This window comes from Gemmatimonadota bacterium (assembly GCA_016713785.1).
GTDB lineage: Bacteria > Gemmatimonadota > Gemmatimonadetes > Gemmatimonadales > GWC2-71-9 > JADJOM01.
Window position 1 is genome coordinate 887,501 of sequence record JADJOM010000003.1, and the last position, 23,352, is coordinate 910,852.

A 23,352-nucleotide genomic window follows, 5' to 3' on the forward strand; every position below is an offset into this window, starting at 1 on the left:
GCGTCCACCTGCTCCACGTGGACCCGGGCCACGCGACCAACCGCACGGTGGTCACCCTGGCCGGGCCCCCGGCCGCGGTGGTCGAGGCGGCGTTCCAGGGGATCGCCGCCGCGCGGGACCTGATCGACATGTCCCGGCACAGCGGTACCCATCCCCGGATGGGGGCCACCGACGTGTGCCCCCTCGTGCCGATCCGCGGCATCACACTGGAGGAGGCCGCCGAGTGGTCGCGCCGGCTGGCCGAACGGGTGGGACGGGAGCTGGGGATCCCGGTGTACCTGTATGAAGCGGCCCAGTCCGACCCGGCCCGCCGCAATCTCGCCGTGATCCGCGCCGGGGAGTACGAGGGACTGGCCGAGAAGATGACCCGGCCTGAATGGCGCCCGGACTTCGGGCCCACGGCGTTTCACCCGAGGGCCGGCGCCACGGTCATCGGCGCACGCGGCTTCCTCGTGGCCTACAACGTCAACCTCAACACCACCTCAACCCGCCGGGCGAATGCGGTCGCGTTCGATGTCCGGGAGGCCGGCCGCCCGCAGCGCTCGGGCGACCCGCTGACTGGCCCGGTGGTCATGGATGCCCAGGGGCAGCCGCTGATGGTCCCCGGCAGCCTCAAGGCCGTGAAGGCCATCGGCTGGTACATCCCAGAGTACGGCGTGGCGCAGGTGTCCATGAACCTGACGGACATCGGCGTGACGCCGGTCCATGTGGCGTTCGACGAGGTCTGCCGGCGCGCCGAGGCGCGGGGCCTGCGGGTCACCGGGTCCGAACTCGTCGGCCTGGTGCCGCTCGCCGCCATGCTGGAAGCCGGGCGGCACTACCTGCGCCGGCAGCAGCGTTCCCTCGGGGTATCTGAACCCGAGCTGATCCGGCTCGCGGTCCGCTCGCTCGGCCTGGAGGAGCTGGCGCCGTTCAAGCCCGAGGAACGGATCATCGAATACCGCCTGCGGGAGGCCGAGCTGCGGCCGCTGGCGCGGCTCACGATCCAGGGCTTCGCCGACGAGACGGCCAGCGAGAGCGCCGCCCCCGGCGGGGGCTCCGTGGCGGCCCTGCTGGGCGCCCTGGGCGCGGCACTCGGCACCATGGTCGCCAACCTTTCGGCCCACAAGCGGGGCTGGGATGCGCGCTGGGAGGGGTTTTCCACCTGGGCCGAGGCGGGCCAGCAGCTCAAGGACGAGCTGCTGCGTCTGGTGGATGACGACACCGCGGCGTTCAACCGCGTCATGGAAGCGCTCGCGCTGCCCAAGGGGACGGCGGAAGAGAAGCGGGCCCGGAAGGCGGCCCTGGCGGACGCCAACCGGGGTGCCATCGAGGTGCCCCTGCAGGTGATGCGGGTCTCAGCGCGCGCATTTCCGCTGCTCCGCGCGATGGCGGCCGAGGGAAATCCGGCGTCGGCGTCCGATGCGGGGGTCGGAGCGCTCGCCATCCGGGCGGCGATCCGCGGCGCCGGACTCAACGTGCGGATCAACCTCCCCGGCCTGGGGGACCCTGCCCTGGCGGCGACCCTCCGCCAGGAGGCCGATGCGCTCGTGGCGGCGGCGGAAACGGAGGAGCAGGTGGTCCTGGCGCTGGTGGAGGCTCAGCTCAAGGGGTAGCCCGCCAGATCGCCTCCCCGCGCGCCACCGTGAGGGTGCAGGCGTTGTCCCGGAGGTGATAGAGCCAGTGCTCGACGCTTTCGGCGTCGAGCACCGCGAAGTCGGCCGACTTGCCTGCCTCCAGGGTCCCGATCCGGTCCTCGAGTCCCACCGCCCGCGCCGCCACGGTCGTGGCGCCATGCAGCACCTCGGCGGGAGTCATCCGCTGGAGGGTGCAGGCCAGGGTCATGGCCATCGGAAGATGGTAGGACGGGGCGGAGCCGGGGTTGAAGTCGGTGGCCACCGCCACCGGCACGCCGGCATCGAGGAGGCGCCGGGCTGGCAGGGGCACCACGCCGAGGTAGAGCGAGGCGAACGGCAGGCTCACGGCCACCACCCCTGCCGCGCGCATCCGGTGGATGCCCGTCTCGGAGATGCACTCGAGGTGATCGGCCGAGCAGGCGCCGACGTCGGCCGCGAGCTCGGCCCCACCGCCCGCGGACAGCTGATCGGCATGGAGCTTGGGCTGCAGGCCTGCGCTCCGGCCCGCCTCGAGGATGCGGCGCGCCTCTGGCAGCCCGAAGGCGCGCTCCTCCACGAAGACATCGCAGAATCGCGCCAGCCCGCGCCGTGCCGCCTCGGGGATGATCCGGTCGATGACCAGGCGCACGTATCCCTCGCGATCCTCCCGGAACTCCGGGGGGACCAGGTGCGCGGCGAGAAGGGTGGGGACGATGTGCTGGCGGGTGTCCGCAGCGATGGCCTGGTAGAGCTCCAGCAGGCGCAGCTCGTGCTCGAGCGACAGGCCGTAGCCGCTCTTGGCCTCGATGGTGGTCACCCCCAGGCGGGCCATCGCGGCGAGGTGGTGGCGGCAGCGGGCCAGGAGGGCCGCGGTGGTGGCGGCGCGGGTCTTCGCGACCGTGGACAGGATTCCGCCCCCGGCCGCGGCGATCTCCAGATAGCTCTTCCCGAGGATCCGCGCCTCGAACTCGTCCGCCCGCCATCCGCCGAAGGCCAGGTGGGTGTGACAGTCCACCAGCCCGGGAATGACCACGCCACCGCCGGCCGACCAGCGCGGCGCGTCCCGCCACTCGGTGGGGAGGTCGCCGGCCGGACCGACCCACCGCAGCGTCTCCCCCTCCCATGCGACCGCGGCGTCGGGGATGCACTCGAGCCGCCCCGGGCCCTCGGGGTGCCTGCCGGTGACCAGGCTGCGGATCTCGTGGAGGACTGGCACGCCGGGCTCAGGTCTCGAGCATCGGGAGATCCACCCCGCGGGCGCGGGCGACCTCGATCGCTTCGTCGTAGCCCGCGTCGGCGTGCCGCATGACCCCGGTGCCCGGGTCCGCGGTGAGCACGCGCTGCAGGCGCCGGTCGCCCATGTCCGTCCCGTCGGCCACGGCGACCATGCCGCTGTGGATCGAGTATCCGATCCCCACCCCGCCGCCGTGATGCAGCGACACCCAGCTCGCTCCGCAGGCGGTGTTGAGCAGCGCGTTCAGGAGTGGCCAGTCGGCAATGGCGTCGGAGCCGTCCTTCATGGCCTCGGTCTCGCGGTTGGGTGAGGCGACCGACCCGGTGTCGAGGTGGTCGCGCCCGATCACGATCGGCGCCCGGACCTTCCCCTTCTTCACGAGCCAGTTGAAGCGCAGGCCCATCTCGGCGCGTTCCCCGTACTCCAGCCAGCAGATCCGGGCGGGGAGGCCCTGGAAGTGCACCTTCTCGCGCGCGGTGTGAATCCAGCGCGCGAGGGCCTCGTTCCCGGGGAAGGTCTCGAGCACCGCGTCGTCGGTCACCGCGATGTCGGCCGGGTCACCGGACAGCGCGGCCCAGCGGAAGGGCCCTGCCCCGCGGCAGAAGAGCGGCCGGATGAACTCCGGCACGAACCCGGGGATGGTGAAGGCGTCGGCTCGGCCGCGGTGGTCGGCCACCTGGCCACGGAGGTTGTTGCCATAGTCGAAGGTGATGGCGCCGCGGGCCTTGAGCGCCAGCATGGCGCCCACGTGGATGACCATGGAGTCGAGCACGCGGTCCTGGTATCCGGCGGGATCGCGGGCCCGCAGCAGGGCGGCCTCGGCCAGGGTGCAGCCGACGGGGATGTACCCCACCTGGAGGTCGTGGGCGGAGGTCTGGTCGGTGAGTACGTCGGGGACGATCCCCCGGCGCACCAGGTCCGGCAGCACCTCGGCGATGTTACCCACCAGCCCGACGGAGAGCGGCTGACGGCTGGCGCGGGCCGCCTCGACCAGGCGCAGGGCCTCGTCCAGGGTGGTGGCCAGGCGGTCACAGTACCCGGTCTCGACGCGGCGGCGAATGCGTTCCGCGTCGACGTCCACGCCGAGGAAGGCGGCGCCGTTCATGGTGGCGGCGAGCGGCTGGGCCCCGCCCATGCCGCCGAGCCCGCCGGTGACCACCAGCCGGCCGGCCAGGGTGCCGCCGAAGTGCTGCCGGGCACACTCCGCGAAGGTCTCGTAGGTGCCCTGCAGGATGCCCTGCGTCCCGATGTAGATCCACGACCCCGCGGTCATCTGCCCGTACATGGTGAGGCCGAGGGCCTCGAGCCGGCGGAACTCATCCCAGGTGGCCCAGCGGGGGACCAGGTGGGCGTTGGCGATCAGCACGCGCGGGGCTTCCTCGTGGGTGCGGAACACCCCGACCGGCTTGCCGCTCTGGACCAGCAGCGTCTCGTCGTTCTCCAGGCGCCGCAGGGTGGCCACGATGCGGTCGAAGCAGGCCCAGTTCCGGGCGGCCTTGCCGGTGCCGCCGTAGACCACGAGATCCTCGGGCCGTTCTGCCACCGCCGGATCGAGGTTGTTGTGCAGCATCCGGAGCGCCGCCTCCTGGTGCCACCCCTTGCAGCTGAGGGTGGAACCGGTGGGGGCATGCAGGACGCGGGCGGGAGCGCTGGTGGTCATGGGTCGGGATCGCGGGACGGGGATGGCCGGTGCCGGTCAGTCGGCGCCGGCGGGCAAGGCGGTCAGCGTGGCCTGAACGATGCCGCGAAGCTGCGCTGGAGTGAAGGGCTTGCGCAGGAAGGGGCGGGCACGCGCGTCGCCCTCCCCAAGCCGGTCGAGGTCGGCGGAGTAGCCCGAGGTGAAGACGATGGGCAGCTGAGGGCGGCTGGCGCTGAGACGATCCGCGAGCTGCAGGCCGCCGAGGCGGGGCATCACCAGGTCGGTCACGACGAGCTGGACCTCGGGGTCGCCCCGGCTGAGGAGGGACCAGGCCTCCTCGCCGTCGGCGGCCTCGATCACCTGGTACCCGGCGCTGCGGAGGATGCGCACCCCGATGGTGCGGACGGCAGGCTCGTCCTCGACGAGCAGGATCGTCTCATGCCCCGCCGCGGTGCGGGCCGCCGGAGCCGGCCCCGGCGCGGGCAGGGGGATGCCGGTGTCGAGGGGCAGGCAGATGGTGAACGCGGCGCCCTGCCCCGGGCTGCTGGCGCACCAGATGCAGCCGCGGTGCTGGTGGACGATGCCGTGGCAGGTGGCGAGGCCAAGCCCCGTGCCGTGGCCCGGCGCCTTGGTGGTGAAGAACGGCTCGAAGAGATGGGGTCGGATGCTCTCCGGCACGCCGACCCCGGTATCGCGCACGGTGAGCGTCACGTATTCCCCCGCCCCGACCCGCTCCCCCTCGAAGAGCGCGGGGGCCCGCAGGGTGAGGCGGGCCGTCTCGACCACGACCCGGCCCCCCTCGGGCATGGCGTCGCGGGCATTCACCACGAGGTTCACCAGCACCTGTTCCAGCTGGCCCCGCTCGGCGAGGACCGGGGCCGGCTGCGCGCCCAGGACGGTGACGAACTCGATGTTCTCGCCGATCAGGCGACGGAGCATCTGGGCCAGGCTGGCCGTGAGTTCGTTCAGGTCGAACACGGTGGGTTGCACCACCTGCTGCCGCGCGAAGGCCAGGAGCCGGTGGGTCAGCCCCGCGGCGCGATCGGCGGCGGCCTGAATATCCTCGAGCTCCGCCAGGGCGGCATGCCCGGGAGGGAGTGCGTCCCGCGCCGCCGCCACGCCGCCGAAGATGGCGGTGAGCAGGTTGTTGAAATCGTGCGCCACGCCGCCCGCGAGCCGCCCGATGCTCTCCACCCGCTGGCTCTGCGCCACGTGGCGCTCCAGGCGGCGCTGCTCGGTCATGTCCTGGACGAACGCCGCCACCCCGACGACCTCGCCGGAGGCGTTGAGCAGGCTGGCACTGAACCATTCGCAATCGAGCGGCTGCCCGTCCCGCCGCAGGTTCACGCTGGAGGACCGCCAGCCGTCGGGGCGCCGGTTGGCCAGGACCTCCTGCCAGTCTGCCGCGAGCGCGGCCTGGCGCTCCTCCGGGACGAGGAAGGCGGCATGCCGGCCGATCGCCTCCTCGCGCCCCCAGCCGAAGATCCGCTCCGCCGCCGGGTTCCACTGCCGCACCCGGCCTTCGGCATCGAACTCGATGACGCCGAGCGGGGTGCGGGCCACGTGCAGCGAGAGCAGGGCTTCCGAGCGCCGGTGCGCCTCGTCGGCGCGCTGTGCGGCGGTGATGTCCCTGGAGACCACCACGACCTGCCCCGGGCGCCCATCGGCATCCAGCAGCACCCGCCCACTGGCCTCGATCAGCAGCCAATGTCCCGCCTTGTGCCGGAACCGGAGCGAGGTCTGGCGCGCGGTCGCCGGATCGGCCAGCCCGGCGGCGAACTCTTCCGCCACCCGGGGCGCATCATCCGGGTGGATGTAGTCGAAGGCGCTGCGGCCGATGCACTCCTCGGCGGTGTACCCGAAGTTGCGGGCGATGCTCGGGCTCTCGTAGGCGATGGTGGCGTCGAGGGTGAGCACGCTGATCACATCCGACGTGTTCTCGATCAGCGCGCGGAAATACCGCTCCTTGCGGGCGAGCTCCTGCGCGGCGGCCTCCGCCTCCCGGCCCGCGGCGACCACGCGGGCCCGCTCCTCCTCGAGCAGCCAGCCGACCATGGCCAGGCCGACGACGACGAGCACCACGACTTCCGCAAACCCCACCACCCCGATGGTCGGCACGCTCGGCCAGCCGCCCGCCAGGGCCAGGGCGTGGTAGAAGTAGACGGCCTCTACCGCGCCCCCGAGCAAGAGGGCCCCGGCGAGGAGGCGCCCCCCGAGGCCGGGGCGGTCGCGATGGCGGCGGAAGAGGTACAGCGCGAAGCCGGCTTGCACCGCGCAGGCCAGGAGGGCATGCAGTCCGACTCGCATGGCGTACCGGGGCCAGACGGCGGCGGGATCCGCGCTGAAGGCGCCGGTGGTGACCACCGCCAGCCCCAGCGCGACCGCCGCCATTCCGAGGCGGACCCGCCGGGTGACAGGCCGCTGCTCGCCGCTCTCCCAGAGACCGAAGGCGAGCAGGCCGAGATGCAGGCTGCCGAGCACCTGCGCGATGTACGTCAGCCCCAGCCGCACGGGGGCGGAGGTGGGCAGGGCAAATGCCTGGGCCACCGTCAGCGTGCCCAGCGTGAGGTACCCGGCGAGCGCCAGCCAGCCGAGCGCCCACCAGCGGAGGTACGGTCGCCGATAGCTGCGCTCGAAGGCCAGCAGGAGGACGCCGAAGACCAGCGCCAATCCGGCCTGGGTGCCGGCGGCCGCGACGAGGATCAGCCGGTCGGCGGGCACCGTGCCTAGCCCTTGCGCCCGCGGGTCAGCTCACCGACGCCATCAATCAGTCGATCGACTTCCTCCGCCGTGTTGTAGCACGCGCAGCCTGCGCGGACCAGGCCGGAGTCAGAGAGCCCCAGCCGCTCCACGACCGTCGTGGCGTAGAAATCTCCGTGAGACACGAACACCCCCCGCGCCGCGAGGTGCCGCGCCACCGCCTCCGGGGCGGTGTCCCGCACGGTGAAGGCGATCGTCGAGGTGCGGGGCCGGCTCGGGGGCGGGCCGTAGCAGCGCACGCCGGGGAGGTCCTGCAGGCCGGTCCAGAGGCGCTCCACCAGGGCCTGCCCCGCCCCGTGCAGCCGGTGCGCCGCGTCCGTGAGGCGGGCCGGCCGGGTGGCGCCGGCGCCAAGCGAGGCGATGAACTCGACGGCCGCCAGGGCCCCCACGATTCCCTCGTGGTTCTGGGTGCCGGTCTCCAGCCGCTCGGGCGGCGTGTCCGGCGCCGGCCGCAGCTTTGGCACGTCGAGCCGGGCCACGATTCCGCTCCGAGCGGCGAGGATCCCGAGGTGCGGTCCATAGAACTTGTAGGACGAGCAGGCGAGGAAGTCGCAGCCGATCGCCGCGACGTCGACCCGGCCATGCGCCGCGAGGTGCACCGCGTCCACGAAGCAGAGGGCCCCGACGCGGTGGGCCATCCGTGAGGCGGCGGCGACGTCGGTGATCGTGCCGAGCGCGTTGGAGCCGGCACCGATCGCCAGCAGGCGCACGGCGGGGGTGAGGAGCCTCTCCAGCGCCTCGAGGTCGAGCTCGCCGGTGGCGGGAACCAGGGGGACCACCTTGAGGGAGATCCCCCGCTCGCGGGCCACCGCCTGCCAGGGCGCCACGTTGGCGTGGTGGTCGAGCTCGGTGACCACCACCTCGTCACCCGGCCCCCAGCCGCGACCCAGAGCGCGGGCCAGGTGGAAGGTGAGCGTGGTCATGTTGGCGCCGAAGGCGACCTCGTCGGGGGCGGCCCCGAGGTAGTCGGCCAGCGCCTGCCGCGCGGCCAGCAGGAGGGCGTCGGTCTCCTCGCTGGTGGGATACGCCCAGTGCGTGTTGGCGTTGTGATGCAGCAGGTAGTCCTGGATCGCCGCCGCCACCTCGAGGGGAACCTGGGTGCCGCCGGGGCCATCGAAGTACGCGACCGGGTGCCCGCCATGCATGCGCCGCAGCGCCGGGAACCGGGCCCGGAGGGCATCGAGGTCGAGGTGCGCAGGCGCGGTGGCGGTCATCAGGGCTGGCTCGCTGGAGGTACTTCAAGGTGGCGTGCCCGCTCGGCGCTGTCCACCAGGCCAAGCAGGCTACGGAATTCTTCATGACCGCGCGCCACGCGCGCCCGGGCCACCGCGCGGGCGCTGTCGAAGCGCCCGAGGGTCACCAGGCAGCCGATCTGGCGTGCCGCGGTCTGATGCCGCTCCGGGTCGAGCCTGAGGGCCTGGTCGAGCAGCGGGAGCGACCGGTCGCAGCGCCCCTCGCGACGCTCCAGTCCGGCGAGATCGTCGTAGACGGTCGGGTCCCGGTCGAAGAGGGCGAGGCTCCTCGCGTAGGCGGCCCGGGCATCGTCCGGCCGGTCCTGGAGCACGAGGTCGCCGGCGTAGTTGCGCCACGCCCAGTAGCTCTGCGGGGCGTCGCGGATAGTTGCCGCGTACAGCACCTGGTTGTCGCGCCAGACCGGGAGCCGCGCGCGGCTGCGGCCGATTCCGGCCAGCAACAGCGCCCAAGTAACGGCGCCAAAGAGGAGCGCCCCGGCGCCCGTGGGCCGCCAGCGCGCCACTACGCCGCCCGCGAGGAGCGCGACGCCGACGCTCGGCAGGAACAGGGTCCGTTCGGCGAGCACCACGCCGCTCGGGAAGAGGAGGTTCGACGCCGGGAGCAGGGTGAGGACAAGCCAGGCGCCGCCGAGCCAGATGGCCGGGTGCCGACGGCCCGCCCAGCAGCCGACGGCAAGGGCGACCACCAGCCCCGCGCCCAGGGCGACGGCCGGCGTCATGGTCGTCGCAAGGGGCAGCTCCTGGGGGGCGTAGTCGGCCTGCAGGTGGGCGGGCCAGAGGAGGAGGCGCGCGACGGTGGGTAGTGCCGACAGCACGGTGCGGAGCCGGTCGGCGGTGCCCACGCCATGCCAGAAGGGATTGGGGAGGTCGCCGGCCACGGAGCCGAGCAGCGCCGCGCGCAGGCTGAGGTACAGCACCGCCACACAGACGAGGAAAAGGACCACCCGCCCGGTGGCCTCCTGCCGCAGCGCGGCCCGCCCGCCCGCCGCGAGCACCACGGTGGGCGCGAGTGCCAGCACGATCACCGCGTGTTCCTTGCTGAGCAGGGCCAGGGCATAGGTCCCGACCACCGCGGCCAGGCGGCGGCTGGTCCAGCCGGTGCGGGCGCCATCGACGACGAGGATCAGGGAGAGCAGCCCCCAGGCGGCGGCCAGGAGTTCCCCCTGCCCGACCACGTTGCCGGTGACCTCCGCGTGCACCGGGTGGACGGCGAAGAGCGCCGCGGCAAGTGTGGCGGGCCCGGCGGGGAGGAAGCGACGGGCGAGTCCGTAGACCAGCAGCGCCACGAGCAGGTACAGGAGCAGGTTGACGAGGTGAAAGAGCCCGGGCGACCCACCTCCCAGCGCCCACTGCAGCGTGAATCCCGCCGTGGTGAGCGGGCGATAGAGCCGCCCATCGGGCCCCAGCGGAATCCGGGGCCAGTAGGTCTCGAGGAACCGGTGGAGCACGCCAGTCAGGTCGTGCACCCGGTCGTTGCGGAGGATCAGGGGAACGTCGTCATACGCGAACCCGTTTCCGAGCCCGGCGGCGGCGGCGGCCAGCGCCAGCAGGGCGACGGCGGCCAGTGGGAACCAGCTGGGGAGGCCGGGTGCCGAGTTTCGTCCCGGAGGGGTCATGCAGGCTGGCGCCCGGCCCGCAGAATCCCGGCAGGTCGGTCCACCTGGCCGGAAGGTGTTGCTCCGATCCGACGTTCGGTCACATGATCCATGTTGTTTAGTCCCAAGGTGTTGCACTACTTGAAGTCGGCGCGGGGTCACCGGCACGCTTGCTGCTTTCAGGACCGGGTGTGATGGCGCGGGGTGGACCCCGCGTGGCGCGGCACGGAGGCCGCTATCCGTCAACCAGGAATCCCGCGACATGAAGCCCGCCGTCCCGAACGACCAGCAGCGCCACGAATACCTGCGCACCCTCTGGGGCCGTGAGGGCTCCCTCGGCCGTGCCTGCTGGCGCTATGCGACCATGACGGGTGACACCGTCTTCGCCGTCCAGGAGATGGTCCGGGGGCAGCTGAGCCGCCCGGTCCCGGGGCTCTGGCAACAGGTGCCGGTCGAGGTGGCGGAATACCCCGGCCTCTCCGAGACGCTGCACGCCGCGCTCGCCGCCCAGCGCGACGAGGTTCGCCGGGCCGCCGGACGCCGCTACACGATGATCGCGCTGCTGCAGCAGGCGGCGCTCCGGGACCTGACGGTGGCCCGGCAGGCGGGGGCACCCCGCTACCGCGACGCCATCATCTCCGACGCGCGGTGCCGGGACCTGGTGCTGATGGCGCGGGTGCTGATGGAACAGGAGGCCATGCGGGAGGCGGCCCATGAACTGGGCGACGACCACCCCGCCGACCTCACCGCGTGCCGGATGCTGTACTGGGCGGCGGAGGAGGCGCTGGAGGGCTTCGACCGCCGGCTGGAGGCGGGCCTGCCGCTGGCGGAGGCGCTGGCGGTCGAAGTCCTGGTCGAGTCGGTGCCCAGCTCGGTGGAGCGCTGAGCTAGGGCGTGAGGGGCGCGCGCCGCGGCTCCATGCGGATGATCCACAGCCCGTTGTTGTCGTCGTTGACGTAGGCCAGCCCGTCGCGCACCACGACCCCCCAGGTCATGGCGCTGTTCTGCACCTTGCCGGTCATGTCCGCCGTGTTGACGTGCACGATCTCCCGGCCCTGGGCCCGGAGATCCCCCCGCAGTTCCCCCGAGACATCGAAGGCGCGGAAGCCGGCGTTATACGCCCCCATGTAGAGGGTGTCGCCCGCCACCCAGACGTTGTGCACCCCGCCGTACTCGGGCTCGTACCAGGCCACGGACCGGGGGTGCTCCATGTCGCTGACATCCACCACCTGCAGCCGCCCGTAGGCGCGGTAGGACGCCGCGTCCTTTGCGCCCTTCACGCCGGAGGCGGGGAACACCTCGTCGGCGATGAAGACGTACTTCCCATGCCGCCACGCCGTATGGGTGCCGCGGATGAACCCCGGGCCGCCGGAGGCCTCGACGTCACGGTAGAGCTCGTTGAGGTCGTACTTGAACTGGCTGACCAGCTGCGGGTTCGCGGGGCTGCCGCCCTTGATCCCATTGCCGATGTCGAGGATGACGAGCCCCTCGTTCCAGTAGCTCAGGTACGCGAGCCCGTCCTGGACGTCGATATCGTGCAGGGCGTTGCCGGTCTGGTCGGGCCGGGTGGACCAGCGGGCCACTTCCTTCGGATGGTACGGGTCGTTGATGTCGATGACGTGCATGTAGCCGGTGCCATCGTTGGTCAGGTAGATGTGCGTCCCGTACTTCGGCTGCTGGTAGATAAACGTGGAGTGCACGCCCCCCGTCACGCCGTCGGTGAACTCCGCGATCTTCTTCGGGTGCGCCGGGTCCTCGAGCGAGGCCAGGACGATGCCGTTCTTCCGGTCGGAGGCGCCCTCGCGGGTATGCACGAGGTACTTGCCGTCCGGCGTGGTCATGATGTCGTTGATGCGCCGGGTGTTGGCCACGAGGGAGTCGGTGACCACCGGGTTGGACGGGTCGCTGATGTCGATGGCGTACATCCGGTCGCCGCCGCCGCCGCTGCCGAGGTAGGCGATCTTGCCGTTGGGGTGAAGCCAGACCTCCTCGGTGGTGAAGAGCGAGCGCGGCAGGCGGCCCACGACGGTGGCCGGCCGGCGCACGTCGCGCCAGGCCAGGCTCACGACCGCCTTGGCTGCCCGGCTGCCGAGCGAGGCGGTCACGATGTACTTGCCGGCCTCGTACCCCACGAACGCGCCGTCCTTGTCGATGGACCCCTGCCCCGGAGTGAAGCTCCAGATCGGCGTCAGCCCCTCGATGGGCCGCCCGGCGCGGTCACGGGCCACCAGCGAGAAGCGGATGACGTCGCCCTGGCGGGCACTGATGCTGGCGGGGGCGATCTCGACCGCCGCGACAGCGGTGGCCAGGACCTCCACGGGGATGGTCTGCTCCGCTCCCTCGACCCGGGCGGTGATGGTCGCCTTGCCGGGCGCGACCGCCGTGACGAGCCCGTCGGCGCTGATGCCCACCACGCGGGGCGCGGAGCTGCGCCAGCGGGGCGCGTCCGGCCGCGGGTCGCCGGCGGTGGACCAGGCGCTCCCCTCGAGCAGTACGCTCTGGCCGGGGACCAGCCGCAGGCGCGCGGGTGTCACGGTCAGTCGCGCGGCCGCGCCCGGGAGCATCTTGATGTCCAGGCGTTCGATCGTCGGGCGGCTCCCCGGCACGCTCGCGAGCACCGCGACGCCCAGGGTCCCGGTAGATCCGGCGTAGACGAGGCCGGTGGAATCGACCCGTCCCTCGAAGCGGCCTCCGGCGCCGGTGAAGCGGATCACGGCGTTGGGAACCGCGCGGCCGGCACTGTCGAGCGCCTGGGCGGTGAGGCGCAGGGTGTCACCCGCGGTGAGCGTCCGCACCGAGGGCGAGACCACGACCTTGGCGATGGGCGAGGGGACGGCGGCGGGCGGCGCCGGCGTCTGGGGCTGCTGCACGAGGAGGAGCAGGCCGAGTGCGATCATGGGGTGGGGTCTTCCGAGGGGTGTGGAGCGATGGGCGCGGAACGGGAGGAAAGCTCCGTCCGGTACGGCGGGTTGTCAACCGATGCGCGCCACCCGTGGGCGCTCAGTACTGCAGCACCGGCAGGCCACTCGGCACGCTCTGGGGCACATCGCCGAGGAGCACCGCCGCCCGAGGATCGGAGAGGCTGAGGAGAAAGGCCAACAGGTCCGCGACGTCGTCGTCGGAGAGGCGGACCGGCACCTGCACCCGCGGGTCCAGTGTGCGCTGGATCTCCGCCTGGCCCGCCGGGGAGAGATCAATGGTGGCCCGCAGCCGCGGATCGACTCCGGTGGTGTCGAACCCGGCCAGCGACTGGCGGACGTCGCGGTAGTGCCGGATGGCGGCCACGATATCGGGATAGGCCCCGTTGTGCATGTAGGGAGGCGAGTGTGCCACGTTGCGGAGCGAGGGGGTTCGGTAGGCGTGGGCATCGGCGGGCTTGCCGCTGACCGCCGCTCGCCCCTGGTCCGGGTGCCCGCCGATGCCCGGGCCCAGCTCCGGAACGCCCACATTGTGGAACTCGAAATCGGTGAGCAGCGGCCCCCGGTGGCAGGCCGCACAGCGAGCACGGCCAAAGAAGAGCAACCCACCCCGGACGGCAGCGGGGCTGATGGCATCATCGTTGCCCGCCAGGAAATCGTCGAAGGGGGCCTGCACCATGAACCACCGGGTGCCGATGAACGCGGCGATCGCGTTGGCGAGGTCGGCGACGCCACTGATGGGCATCGCTCGGCCCGGAAACGCCGCCCGGGCCAGGGAGTCGTATCCGGGCAGGCCCGCTACACGGGCCACAATGCTGTCCCACATCGGCCGGGGATCGGCGTCGGGCAGGTTGGCGATGCCGTTCTGTCCCGGTTGGCCGCGCATCTCGGCCCTGGCAATCATCGGGAACAGCGCCTGGGCGGCGAGGGGTCCCGAGAGCCCCACGGGGAGGGCGGCTCCGGCCGGCGTGACCAACCCGGAGTCCGACAACTCCACCCGGCCGTCCCAGAAGAGCCGTCGCCAGCCAGGGTGACCGCGATTGTACAGCTCGGGCACGTTACGCGCGGAGAATGCTCCCGTGCCAAGCGCGCGGCGCGGGGCGAGTCCCGTTCCTCCCGTGCCGATCGGGAGGGTCATCACGTCCGTGGTGTGGTAGGCCGGGATGTGGCAATTGCCGCAGGAGATGTCGCGGTTGCCGCTCACGATCTTGTCGAAGAAGAGCGCGCGGCCGAGCGCGACCAGTGCCGGATCTGCCGCGGGCGGCGCACCCACCGCGGTGACACCCGCAGCGGCCGCCCGGGCGCGCAACAGGGCCTCGGGCGGGGTGGCGTCCTGCCCGCCGCCCTGGGTGGAGCAGGCGAGCGAGAGCAGCAAGGGCAGCTCTCGCCACAGCGCGGTCATTCGCCGGCCCAGGGTCAGGGGCAGTTCCCGCCGCTCATCGTGCCGTCATTGGCATCGTCGAGCAGGTCGAAATAGCCAGCCAGGTTGCCCACGCTCGGGATGATCACGACGAGCCCGCTCTGACCCTCCATCGAGGTGAGGCTGTCCACGCCCCGGACGCCCTGGACGTCGCCCTGGAAGGCGTTCCCGGTGCCGCCGGTGTAAAGGCCGAAAAGGGCGCTGTCCGACCGTACGATAATCGCGAACGAACCGATTTCCGGCCGGTTGTAGAAGGTGGTCTGGGCACAGAACTTCTCGAATGCCATCGTGTCCGTGGCGAGGCCGGCTGCCCGGCCAGCGATCGAACCGCCCTTGCTGTATTTGCCGCTGACCGTCGTAGTGTCCAGGTCGCCGATGAAGCGGACGAGGGTGTCGAAGGCGGCAACCTGGTTGTTCACGCCGGAGATGACCGCGAGGAAGTTCCGGGCGATGCCCCCGAGCTTGTAGCTGCCGCTGCTGCCGAGCCCCGTGGAGGAGAGGCTGAAGGAGAAGTCCCCGACTTCCGCCCCGTCGAAGCTGCCGAGCACGCCCTCGATCACCGACAGGATGGGCGAGGCCACATTGCTCCGGCACACGCTGCCCGACGTCTGGCCAGTGTCACCCGCCACCATGGCGTAGCTGCCGGTGAAGCCGCCGGGTCCCGTCGTGGCCACGACCGCCGTACCGGCCAGCGTGTCCAGGCTGACGGCGGGGTTGCCGACGGTGCCGCGGAGGTAGCCACGGAAGGGGTCGTCGAGCACCGAGGTGAACACGCCGCGGCGGGAGCTGCCCCGCTCCGCGAAGGCAAACGCCCCCGCCATCGGGACGCCGTTCCGGGTACCGATATGGGTGCCGCAATAGGCGGTGACGGTGGTGCCCGGGAGCCGGCGGAGGCCGGTGAAGAGCCCGCCGCCGGAGGCGCTGGTGTAGGTGCCGCTGAGCGTCGTGTCGTCGACGGTGCCGGTGAAGGTGTACCCGGCGCCGGTGGCGGTAAAGCTGGTGCCGCTCACGTCCAGGCTGGAGAGGGTCTTGGGGTCGCCGTTCACCACGAAGGTGCCCGAGCCGGCGCTGTCCTCCACCACGATGTTGATGGTGAAGTTGCCGCCCTCGGTGCCGTCCTCGCCGGCGAACACGCCGCCGTAGACGAGCGTGGTCTTGGAGGATCCGGTGGAGTCACCGCCTCCGCAGGCGGCGAGGAGGGCGGCGGTGAGCAGGACCAGGCGGGCACGCATGCAGGGGCTCCGGGGGGCAGGTGTACATCTAAGTTACTCCGAGCCGCCCGCTCGGCAATCACCCCGCCTGGCCGAGGCTCACCTGGGCCACCTGCTGCACCTCCGGCAGCTGCCGGAGCTGCCCCAGCAGGGCATCGGGAAGCGGCGCATCGACACTGACCACCGCCAGCGCGTCGCCGCCGGCGCTGAGGCGGGCCTGGTGGTACTCGGCGATGTTGATCCCGGCGTTCCCGAGGAGGGTCCCGACCCGCCCGATGACGCCGGGGACGTCCTGGTTGCGGAGCACCAGCAGCTGGCCCAGCGGCAGGACGTTGAGCCGGAAGTCATCCAGCGCCACCAGGCGGGGGTGGCCCGCGCCGAGCAGCGCCCCGGACACCCGGACGGAGCCGGCGGCGTGGGTGATCCTGAGCTCGATCAGATCGGCGTAGTCGAGGGGACCGTCGAGCCGGGTGCGGTCCACCTTGATCCCGCGCTGCCGCGCCAGGTGCAGGGCGTTCACCACGTTCACCGCGCCCTCCCCCACCGCCTCGCTCAGCAGCCCGATGACGGCCCCGGCGGCCAGCGGCCGGAGCAGGTCGTCGCCCTCACCGCCGAAGCGCAGTTCCACGGCCGTGATGGCGCCACCGGCCACGGCAGCGCCCACCCGCCCGAGCCGTTCCGCCAGGTCCAGCAGCGGGCGCAGCCGCTTGAGCCGATCCCCGCCCACCAGGGCGGCATTGACCGCACGGGAGTAGTCTCCGTCCACCAGCGCGGAGCGCACCGCCTCGGCGATCTCCACCGCCACGTTGAGCTGGGCTTCCTCGGTGGAGGCACCAAGGTGCGGCGTCAGGACCACGTTGGCCAGGCTCCGGAGGGGGTGGTCGGCCGGGAGCGGCTCCTGGTCGAAGACGTCGAGCGCGGCGCCGCCGATCGAGCCGTCACCCAGCCGCCGGAGCAGCGCCGCCTCATCGAGCACCCCGCCCCGGGCGGCGTTGATGATGATCACGCCGCGCTTGAGGAGCGCGAGTTTCTCGTCGCCCAGCATGCCGCGGGTCTTGTCGGTCAGCGGCACGTGGAGGGAGATGACGTCCGCCTGGCGGAGGACGGTGTCGAGGTCCGCGAGCTCGGCGCCGATCTCGCGGGCGGCCTCGGGGCTCAGGAACGGGTCGTAGGCGAGCACCCGCATGCCGAAGGCCCGCGCGCGGCGGCCCACCTCGCCACCCACCCGCCCCGCCCCGATGAGGCCGAGGGTCTTCCGGTACAGCTCCATGCCGCCGAAGCTGGTGCGGTCCCACGCGCCGGCCTTCATGGAACGGTCGGCCGCGGGCACCTTCCGGATGACCGCGAGCAGCAGCGCGAAGGCGAGCTCCGCGGCGGAGATGGTGTTGCCGGCCGGCGCGTTCATCACGGCCACGCCCTTCTCGGTGGCCGCCTCGACGTCGATGGTGTCCACGCCCACCCCGGCGCGGCCGATCACCCGCAACCGGGTGGCGCGCGACAGCGCCTCACGCGAGATCTTCGTGGCGCTCCGCACCAGGACGGCGTCGACGTCGGCGATGGCGGCGGCGAGTTCCTCGCCCTTGAGGCCAGGGCGTTCCACCAGCTCGAAGCGCGGGTCATCAGCCAGGGGCGCCAGGCCCTCGCGGGCGATCTTGTCGGCCACCAGCACGCGATAGGTGCTCATGCGCTCACCACCTCGGCGAGCACCGCGAGGAGCGCGTCGAGCTCGGCCACGGTGTGGTCGCCCATGTGCCCGATCCGGATGGTCTGGTCCTTGAGCGCGCCGTACCCCGCGGAGATGGTGTAGCCGCGGGCCTTCATGGCTTCGTTGACGGCGGAACCGGTCTTCCCCGCCGGAACGGTGAGGCAGGTGACCGTGGGCGAGCGGAATCCCTCCGGGGCAAGCACCCGCATGTCCACGCCGCGGCCGTGCATCTCCGCGGCCCAGGCCCAGGTGCGCTCCGCCATGGCGGCGTGCCGGGCCCAGCGGGCTTCGATGGTCTCCGCCTCGATCCGGGCCACCTGGGCGGCGAGGGCGTACATCAGGGAGAGCGCCGGCGTGTTCGGCGTCTGGTGCTTGAGGATGAAGCTCTCGAACTCCACCAGGTCGAAGTAGATCCCGCGATGCGAGGCCTTCCGGGCGCGGTCCACGGCCCGCGGATGGGCCACCCCGAGGGCCAGGCCGGGCGGCAGCGCCAGCGCCTTCTGCGATCCGGTGAGGACGAAGTCGAGGTCCCAGGCATCAGTCTCGACCCGGGCGCCGGCCACGCCGGTCACGCTGTCGACCAGCAGCAGCACGTCACCCGCCTCATGCGCCACCCGGGCGAGGTCGGCGATGGGATTGAGGGCGCCGGTCGAGGTCTCGGAATGGACGACCGTGATGGCGTCATATCGGCCCGCGGCGAGCGCGGCCCGAAGCTGCTCGGGACGGTGCACCTCACCGAGCGGCACCTCAAGTGGCGTCGCCTCCACCCCGTTGGCCAGCGCGATCTTGTAGAACCGCTCGCTGAACGCCCCGTTGACCAGCGAGAGCACCCGCCGGCCACCGCAGTTTCTGATGGAGGCCTCCATGAGCCCCGTGGCCGAGGAGCTCGAGATGTACACCGGGCGCTGGGTGCGGAAGATGCGCTGCAGTCCGGGCATCATCTGGGCGATGAGCTGCTCCATCCCCTTGCCGCGGTGCCCGATCATCGGGCGGGCCTGCGCGGCGAGGATCTCGGGGCGGACTTCGGTGGGTCCGGGGAGGAAGAAGCGGCCGAAGGTCGGCGGGGCGGCGGGGACGGCGGTCATGGCTGGCGACTCCGTGGGGACTGCGGCGCGCCCTCATGGCGCGCGTGGCGGATCGAATATAGCCGTGGACGCGGTCCGGTCAGGCACCGCGCGGCCGAATGGCGAGCACGTCGGTCAGCGATGGACCGGGGAGCGTGACGTCCGCACCACGCACCACGGGTTCGCGGTGCACCACGCCCGTGAACGCGGCGAAGCAGTCCACCGCGGGGCGAGCCTCGAGGTCGGTGGCCCCATCCCCGACCAGCAGGCTGGGCCGCGGCAGATTCCGCCCCTGCTGCTCCATCCACTGGCGCTTGCCGCCGGACCGGGCCAAGGGGGAATCGCGGTCATAACCGCGGTAGGCGCCGTCCTGATCGAAGTGCAGGTCCACCGCGGCCACCCGGTCCGAGGGAATGCCGAGCGCGGCCGCCACCACCTGCACGGCCGGCAACACGCCTCCGCTCAGCACCTGCACCACCGCGCCGCGGGCCTGCAGGGCACGCACCGTCTCCAGGGCACCGGGGACCAGCCGCTCCACGTACAGGGCCCCGATCCGTTCCACCTCCTGTCGGGAGGGACGGATGAGGTCCAGGCGCCGGCCGTAGACCTCCTCGAGGGGCACCGCCCCCTGCATGGCCAGGTCGGTGAGCCGGGCGATCTCCTCGCGGTGCGCCACGGCGAGTTCCTCGATGCCCTCGATGGCGCTCAGGGTCGAGTCACAGTCGAAGATGACGGTCCGGAAGCCCGGGGTGCCGCTCATGCCTCGAGCGCCTCCTCCACGAGGTGCGGGTCGGCGTCGAGGTGCACCCGGACCAGCGGCTGCCCCAGCCGGTGCTGGAGGCGCATCACGAGCACGATGGCCACCGAGACCAGGCCGAGCACCAGCCCCCACCAGAGCCCGACCGGGCCGTAGCCGCGGCCGAAGCCCAGGTAGAGGCTCACCGGCAGTCCCAGCAGCCAGAAGCCCAGCAGGCCGGTGAGCATCGGTGTCCGGGTGTCGCCCAGCCCGCGGAGGATGCCGATGGCCGTCACCTGGATGCCGTCGAAGACCTGGAACACCCCCGCGAGGGGGATGAGCGCGGCCGCGATGACCAGGACTTCCGGCGCACCGGTATACAGGCGCGCCAGCGGGAGCGGCAGCAGCAGGAAGGCCAGGGCGGTGATGCCCATGAAGCCGACCGCCACGGCCAGCGCCGCGCCCGCCGCCCGCGCGGCGGCGGGCCGGTCCCCCCGCCCCACGGCGTGCCCCACCACCACCGCGGCGGCAGCGGAGAGCCCGAGCGGTACCATGAAGGTGACCGAGGCAAGGTTGAGCGCGATCTGATGCCCACCGACCTGGGGGGTGCCCATGTTGCCCATGAGCAGCCCCACGACGCCGAAGACCCCGTACTCCAGCTGGTGTTGTGCGCCGATCGGGGCCCCCAGGCGGAGCAGGCGCATCAGGGGGCGGCGCTCGAAGGCCTGCCGGTGGAAGGGCCGCACGTGGGGGCCGAGGAGTGGCCAGGCGAGCAGAAGCAGCAGGACGGCCATCAGCAGCCGGCAGATGGTGGTGGCCAGCGCGGCGCCCGCCACGCCCATGGCGGGCGCGCCGAGCCGACCGTAGATGAACACCCAGTTGAGCCCGGCATTCGCGAGGTTGGCGACGACGATGGTGATCACGATCGGCCGCACGCGATGCAGGGCCTGGAGGCTCTGCCGGAAGACGGTGAAGAGGAACAGCCCGAGGACCCCGGGGATGCACAGGCGGGCGTAGGCGCCGGCGGCGGGGGCCACCTCGGCGGGCTGCTTGAGGAATGCGAGGAGCGGCGGGGCCGGCCAGAGGAGGAGCGCCGTGGGCACGGTCAGCAGGATGGCCAGAACCATGCCCCGCTGCACCCCGCGGCCGATGGCGTCGTGGTCGCCGGCGCCCACCGCGTGGGCGATGACCGGATCGAGGGCCATGAGGGCGCCGAGCCCGAAGATCGCCGCGCCGAAGAAGTAGACGTTGCCGAGCGCCACGCCGGCGAGCGCCTCGGGCGAGAGGTGCCCGACCATGATGGTGTCGACCACGCCCATGGTCATCAGCCCCACCTGCACCACCACCACCGGGAGGGCGAGGGTGAGCAAGGCGCGGACATCGGGGCCCCGGGGAAGCTGCAGCGGCATGACACCTGATCGGGACAGGGGCTGCGGAGCGCGCCCGGGTGGAATCGAACCACCGACCCACAGCTTAGAAGGCTGTTGCTCTATCCAACTGAGCTACGGGCGCTGGAGCGCCCCCGGACCGAGGGGGCAGGTCCGTGAATTGTAGTGGTAGGCGTGTCGTGAGGGTACTGCGCGGGAGGGGCCCACCGGGTCGCCGGGTGGCGGTGGTGGGTCAGGGGGCGTCGGTCTGCGGGCGCGGGTCGCGGGCCGTGAAATAGAGCGTCTGCCGGCGGTCGGCGGGGAGCCGCAGCAGCTGGACGATATTCTGCTGGTCGGGAAAGACCTCGAAGAGCAGGCCGTCGAGCAGGGTCACCTTCCGGGCCGGCCCGGGCAACGCGCCTTCCATGACGTACCAGACCACCTGCTGGGCGGCCTCATCGCGCTCGAGGCCGGCGGCGGTCACGGAGAGGGGCACGCGCCGACCGTCGACCTCGAGCACAAAGGTCCGGGCGGCGTAGGCGGTGAAGAGCGATTCCGCCGGGGCGGCGGCCGTCACCCGCAGGGTGCTGTCCCCGGCAAACCGCTGCAGCCCGCGTTCGAGATCGTCGTGGAACAGCCGCACCCGGAGGGCCACGGTGCGTCCCTCGAGGACCATCCGGGTGTGGGAGACGTGGGTATCGTGCGCCCGCGCCGGGGCGCCGCTAGAAGGCGGCGCCCCGGCGAGGAGCGCGAGGAGCAGGGCGGCCGGCCTCATGACGCCGCCGCGGGCCCCCGGGTCCAGGTGTTGTTCTCGCGGTTCACGTCGGCGAGCACCTCGTCGGGATCCACGACCACCCGCACCACGGTCTTGTCGGTGAAGAGGCCGTAGATGTACTGCAGCTCGTTGCGGCGCCAGATGTCGGCGTTGAGCTTGACCCGCTGGGTGGTGCCGTCGTCGAAGGTGAGGTCGAGCTGGAGCGGCATGATCAGCCCGCCCTTGTTCTCGACCGTGACGCGCACGTAGTTGCGGCCCCGCGCCGTGGTGCCGATGAGGCTGTCGGCGGGCTGGTTCTCGACGGCGGTGACCGCCTGGTCGTTGGCGTAGGTGGTGTAGAACCAGCCGCGCCAGAACCAGTTGAGCAGCTCCCCGCCGCCGTCATCGAGCGAGCGGAAGAAGTCGGCCGGCTGGGGGTGCTTGAAGGCCCAGCGCCGGGAGTACTCGCTGAAGGCCTGGTCGAACAGCTGGGGCCCCATGATCTGCTCGCGCAGCATCACCAGGCCGGCCGCGGGCTTGCCGTAGCCGTTGTTGCCGAACTGGCGGTGGATCATGTCGGACTCGGTCATGAGCGGGACCTGGTCGGCGTCCTTCATGTAGCCCACGATGTTCTTCGCCGGCCCCCGCTGGGTGGGATACTGCGGGTCCCACTCCTTCTCCGCATAGTACTGCACGAAGCTGTTGAGCCCTTCGTCCATCCAGGTCCACTTCCGCTCGTCGGAGGCCACGATCATGGGGAACCAGTTGTGCCCCACCTCGTGGATGGTGACGCTGATGAGCGCCCGGGCAAGCCCCGCCGTGTAGCTGCCGTCCGGGGCCGGCCGCGCGCCGCAGAACGCCACCATCGGGTACTCCATGCCGAAGACCGGCCCGTGCACGTTCACGGCCTTCGGGTACGGGTAGGGGAAGGCCATCCGGCCGTAGGTCTTCATGGTCTGGGCGATGGCACGGGTGGAGACGCTGTCCCACAAGGGCATCGCCTCCCGGGGGTAGATCGAGTGCATCTCGATCACCCGGCCGCCCGGCTGGTAGCGGTACCCCGCCGCGTCCCAGACGTAGGCCCGGGAGGAAGCCCACGCAAAGTCGCGGACGCTGTCGGCGTGGAACTTCCAGGTGATGGGCGCGGTCCCCGACGGCCGGGTGGCCGGGGTGGCCGCCTCGTCCTTGGTGACGATGAAGACCGGGGTCTCGGAGGCCAGCGCCCGGGTGAGCCGCTGCCGCTGGGTGGCGGTGAGCGTGACCAGCGGGTTCTGCAGGACCCCCGTGGCCTGCACGATGTGATCGTGCGGCACCGTCAGCTCGACATCATAGGTGCCGAAGTTGAGGTAGAACTCGCCCTGCCCGTAGAACTGGTCGGTCTGCCAGCCGTTCTGGTCGTCGTAGACGGCCGCGCGGGGAAACCACTGCGCTACCTCGTACATCCAGCCGTCCTTCACCAGTTCCCGGGCACCCCGCCCGTTGCGGCTGGTCTCCGGCATGATGAAGTGCCAGTCGATCTCCACCACCGCCTTCTGGCCCGGCCCCAGCGTGGCCGGCAGCTGCACCTTCATCTCCGTGCCGTTGATCACGTACGGCGCATCGACGCGCGTGACCACCCGGCCGCGGGTGACGACCGCCTGGACCCGGGTGATCTTGTGGCCGCCGTCGAAGGGCTCCGGCGCCAGGAAGCGCCGGGCCTGCGGGCTGATCTGCCGCGGCAGCGCGGGGGCGCCCTGGATGGTGCGGCTCACCGCCGGGTCGTCGATGTTCTGGTCCAGCTGGAACCAGAGGTACTCGAGCTGGTCGGGGGAGTTGTTGTGGTAGGTGACCCGCTCCGCCCCCGTGATGGTGTGGGTGGTGGTGTCGAGCGAGGCCTTGATGGCGTAGTCCACCTGCTGCTGCCAGTACCTGGGCCCCGGCTTGCCGGCGGCATTGCGGAACTCGTTGGGGGCGGCCCACTCCTCGAGCGCCCGGAAGTTGGACTGGTTGGTCTTGGGATTGGGCGGCGCATTGAGCCACTGCTGCGCCGTCACCTGCCCCGTTCCGCCCGCCAGGGCCATCGCCCACACCGCGCCCGCGGCCCACCGCATGCGTGTCGCCA

At 72.0% G+C, this 23,352-nt stretch carries 16 protein-coding genes and 1 tRNA gene (1 of these 17 running past the window's edge); 2 read left to right on the top strand and 15 right to left on the bottom strand.

Annotation, left to right across the window (positions count from 1 at the left end; genetic code table 11):
- A protein-coding gene (gene ftcD, locus IPJ95_11920; GenBank protein ID MBK7924316.1) for a glutamate formimidoyltransferase crosses the window boundary here: on the top strand, window positions 1–1,595 show its 3' portion. 94 nt of this gene lie to the left of the window's left edge; the window shows 1,595 of its 1,689 coding nt (coding positions 95–1,689); the start codon falls outside the window, past its left edge; its stop codon occupies window positions 1,593–1,595.
- On the opposite strand, the gene IPJ95_11925 is transcribed toward ftcD, so the two are convergent.
- The 5 genes from IPJ95_11925 to IPJ95_11945 are packed head-to-tail and all read right to left on the bottom strand — an operon-like array spanning window position 1,585 to window position 10,097.
- Window positions 1,585–2,811 carry an imidazolonepropionase gene (locus IPJ95_11925; protein MBK7924317.1) on the bottom strand — a complete coding sequence of 409 codons (1,227 nt, stop codon included), beginning with the start codon at window positions 2,809–2,811 and terminating at the stop codon, window positions 1,585–1,587. The two genes, ftcD and IPJ95_11925, sit on opposite strands and share 11 nt — an antisense overlap.
- A gap of 7 nt (window positions 2,812–2,818) precedes the next feature.
- Complete coding sequence (gene hutU, locus IPJ95_11930) at window positions 2,819–4,489, bottom strand: urocanate hydratase (protein ID MBK7924318.1); 1,671 nt, start codon at window positions 4,487–4,489, stop codon at window positions 2,819–2,821.
- Between the two features lie 36 nt (window positions 4,490–4,525).
- A complete protein-coding gene (locus IPJ95_11935) occupies window positions 4,526–7,189 on the bottom strand; it encodes a PAS domain S-box protein (protein ID MBK7924319.1) in 2,664 nt (887 codons plus the stop codon).
- A gap of 5 nt (window positions 7,190–7,194) precedes the next feature.
- Window positions 7,195–8,442 (bottom strand): cysteine desulfurase-like protein, encoded by a 1,248-nt coding sequence (locus IPJ95_11940; protein MBK7924320.1) that lies wholly within the window; start codon window positions 8,440–8,442, stop codon window positions 7,195–7,197.
- Window positions 8,442–10,097, bottom strand: coding sequence for a tetratricopeptide repeat protein (locus IPJ95_11945; protein MBK7924321.1), 1,656 nt, complete (start codon window positions 10,095–10,097; stop codon window positions 8,442–8,444). The genes IPJ95_11940 and IPJ95_11945 overlap by 1 nt, the downstream gene beginning before the upstream one ends.
- A 241-nt stretch (window positions 10,098–10,338) precedes the next feature.
- Between IPJ95_11945 and IPJ95_11950 the strand changes: the two genes are divergently transcribed.
- Complete coding sequence (locus IPJ95_11950; protein MBK7924322.1) at window positions 10,339–10,962, top strand: hypothetical protein; 624 nt, start codon at window positions 10,339–10,341, stop codon at window positions 10,960–10,962.
- Between the two features lies 1 nt (window position 10,963).
- Here the strand turns inward: IPJ95_11950 and IPJ95_11955 are convergent, their stop codons facing one another.
- The 10 genes from IPJ95_11955 to IPJ95_12000 all read right to left on the bottom strand — a co-directional run bounded on the left by IPJ95_11955 (window position 10,964) and on the right by IPJ95_12000 (window position 23,341).
- Window positions 10,964–12,973, bottom strand: a complete 2,010-nt coding sequence (locus tag IPJ95_11955; GenBank protein MBK7924323.1) for an Ig-like domain-containing protein — start codon at window positions 12,971–12,973, stop codon at window positions 10,964–10,966.
- Between the two features lie 103 nt (window positions 12,974–13,076).
- Window positions 13,077–14,396: a hypothetical protein gene (locus IPJ95_11960; protein ID MBK7924324.1), complete on the bottom strand. Its 1,320-nt coding sequence runs from the start codon at window positions 14,394–14,396 to the stop codon at window positions 13,077–13,079.
- Window positions 14,397–14,410: 14 nt separating this feature from the next.
- A complete protein-coding gene (locus IPJ95_11965) occupies window positions 14,411–15,646 on the bottom strand; it encodes a hypothetical protein (protein ID MBK7924325.1) in 1,236 nt (411 codons plus the stop codon).
- A 58-nt stretch (window positions 15,647–15,704) separates the two neighbouring features.
- On the bottom strand, window positions 15,705–17,309 hold the full coding sequence (locus IPJ95_11970; protein MBK7924326.1) for a phosphoglycerate dehydrogenase: 1,605 nt from the start codon (window positions 17,307–17,309) through the stop codon (window positions 15,705–15,707).
- The gene (locus IPJ95_11975; protein MBK7924327.1) at window positions 17,306–18,415 is read right to left on the bottom strand and encodes an alanine--glyoxylate aminotransferase family protein; all 1,110 of its coding nucleotides are present in this window, start codon (window positions 18,413–18,415) and stop codon (window positions 17,306–17,308) included. Before IPJ95_11975 ends, IPJ95_11970 begins: the two co-directional genes overlap by 4 nt.
- A 79-nt stretch (window positions 18,416–18,494) precedes the next feature.
- On the bottom strand, window positions 18,495–19,154 hold the full coding sequence (locus IPJ95_11980) for an HAD-IB family phosphatase (protein ID MBK7924328.1): 660 nt from the start codon (window positions 19,152–19,154) through the stop codon (window positions 18,495–18,497).
- Window positions 19,151–20,539 carry an MATE family efflux transporter gene (locus IPJ95_11985; GenBank protein ID MBK7924329.1) on the bottom strand — a complete coding sequence of 463 codons (1,389 nt, stop codon included), beginning with the start codon at window positions 20,537–20,539 and terminating at the stop codon, window positions 19,151–19,153. The genes IPJ95_11980 and IPJ95_11985 overlap by 4 nt, the downstream gene beginning before the upstream one ends.
- A gap of 29 nt (window positions 20,540–20,568) precedes the next feature.
- Window positions 20,569–20,642 (bottom strand) — tRNA-Arg (locus IPJ95_11990).
- A 108-nt stretch (window positions 20,643–20,750) separates the two neighbouring features.
- On the bottom strand, window positions 20,751–21,272 hold the full coding sequence (locus tag IPJ95_11995; GenBank protein MBK7924330.1) for a hypothetical protein: 522 nt from the start codon (window positions 21,270–21,272) through the stop codon (window positions 20,751–20,753).
- Complete coding sequence (locus tag IPJ95_12000) at window positions 21,269–23,341, bottom strand: M1 family metallopeptidase (GenBank protein ID MBK7924331.1); 2,073 nt, start codon at window positions 23,339–23,341, stop codon at window positions 21,269–21,271. The genes IPJ95_11995 and IPJ95_12000 overlap by 4 nt, the downstream gene beginning before the upstream one ends.
- Between the last annotated feature and the right edge of the window lie 11 nt (window positions 23,342–23,352).

What these genes read in the sequence shown, in the direction of transcription:
- hutU (MBK7924318.1), bottom strand. Translation starts at nt 4,489, where the DNA reads ATGACCACCAGCGCTCCCGCCCGCGTCCTGCATGCCCCCACCGGTTCC.
- IPJ95_11940 (MBK7924320.1), bottom strand. Translation starts at nt 8,442, where the DNA reads ATGACCGCCACCGCGCCTGCGCACCTCGACCTCGATGCCCTCCGGGCC.
- IPJ95_11945 (MBK7924321.1), bottom strand. Translation starts at nt 10,097, where the DNA reads ATGACCCCTCCGGGACGAAACTCGGCACCCGGCCTCCCCAGCTGGTTC.
- IPJ95_11950 (MBK7924322.1), top strand. Translation starts at nt 10,339, where the DNA reads ATGAAGCCCGCCGTCCCGAACGACCAGCAGCGCCACGAATACCTGCGC.
- IPJ95_11955 (MBK7924323.1), bottom strand. Translation starts at nt 12,973, where the DNA reads ATGATCGCACTCGGCCTGCTCCTCCTCGTGCAGCAGCCCCAGACGCCG.
- IPJ95_11960 (MBK7924324.1), bottom strand. Translation starts at nt 14,396, where the DNA reads ATGACCGCGCTGTGGCGAGAGCTGCCCTTGCTGCTCTCGCTCGCCTGC.
- IPJ95_11965 (MBK7924325.1), bottom strand. Translation starts at nt 15,646, where the DNA reads ATGCGTGCCCGCCTGGTCCTGCTCACCGCCGCCCTCCTCGCCGCCTGC.
- IPJ95_11970 (MBK7924326.1), bottom strand. Translation starts at nt 17,309, where the DNA reads ATGAGCACCTATCGCGTGCTGGTGGCCGACAAGATCGCCCGCGAGGGC.
- IPJ95_11975 (MBK7924327.1), bottom strand. Translation starts at nt 18,415, where the DNA reads ATGACCGCCGTCCCCGCCGCCCCGCCGACCTTCGGCCGCTTCTTCCTC.
- IPJ95_11980 (MBK7924328.1), bottom strand. Translation starts at nt 19,154, where the DNA reads ATGAGCGGCACCCCGGGCTTCCGGACCGTCATCTTCGACTGTGACTCG.
- IPJ95_11985 (MBK7924329.1), bottom strand. Translation starts at nt 20,539, where the DNA reads ATGCCGCTGCAGCTTCCCCGGGGCCCCGATGTCCGCGCCTTGCTCACC.
- IPJ95_11995 (MBK7924330.1), bottom strand. Translation starts at nt 21,272, where the DNA reads ATGAGGCCGGCCGCCCTGCTCCTCGCGCTCCTCGCCGGGGCGCCGCCT.
- IPJ95_12000 (MBK7924331.1), bottom strand. Translation starts at nt 23,341, where the DNA reads ATGCGGTGGGCCGCGGGCGCGGTGTGGGCGATGGCCCTGGCGGGCGGA.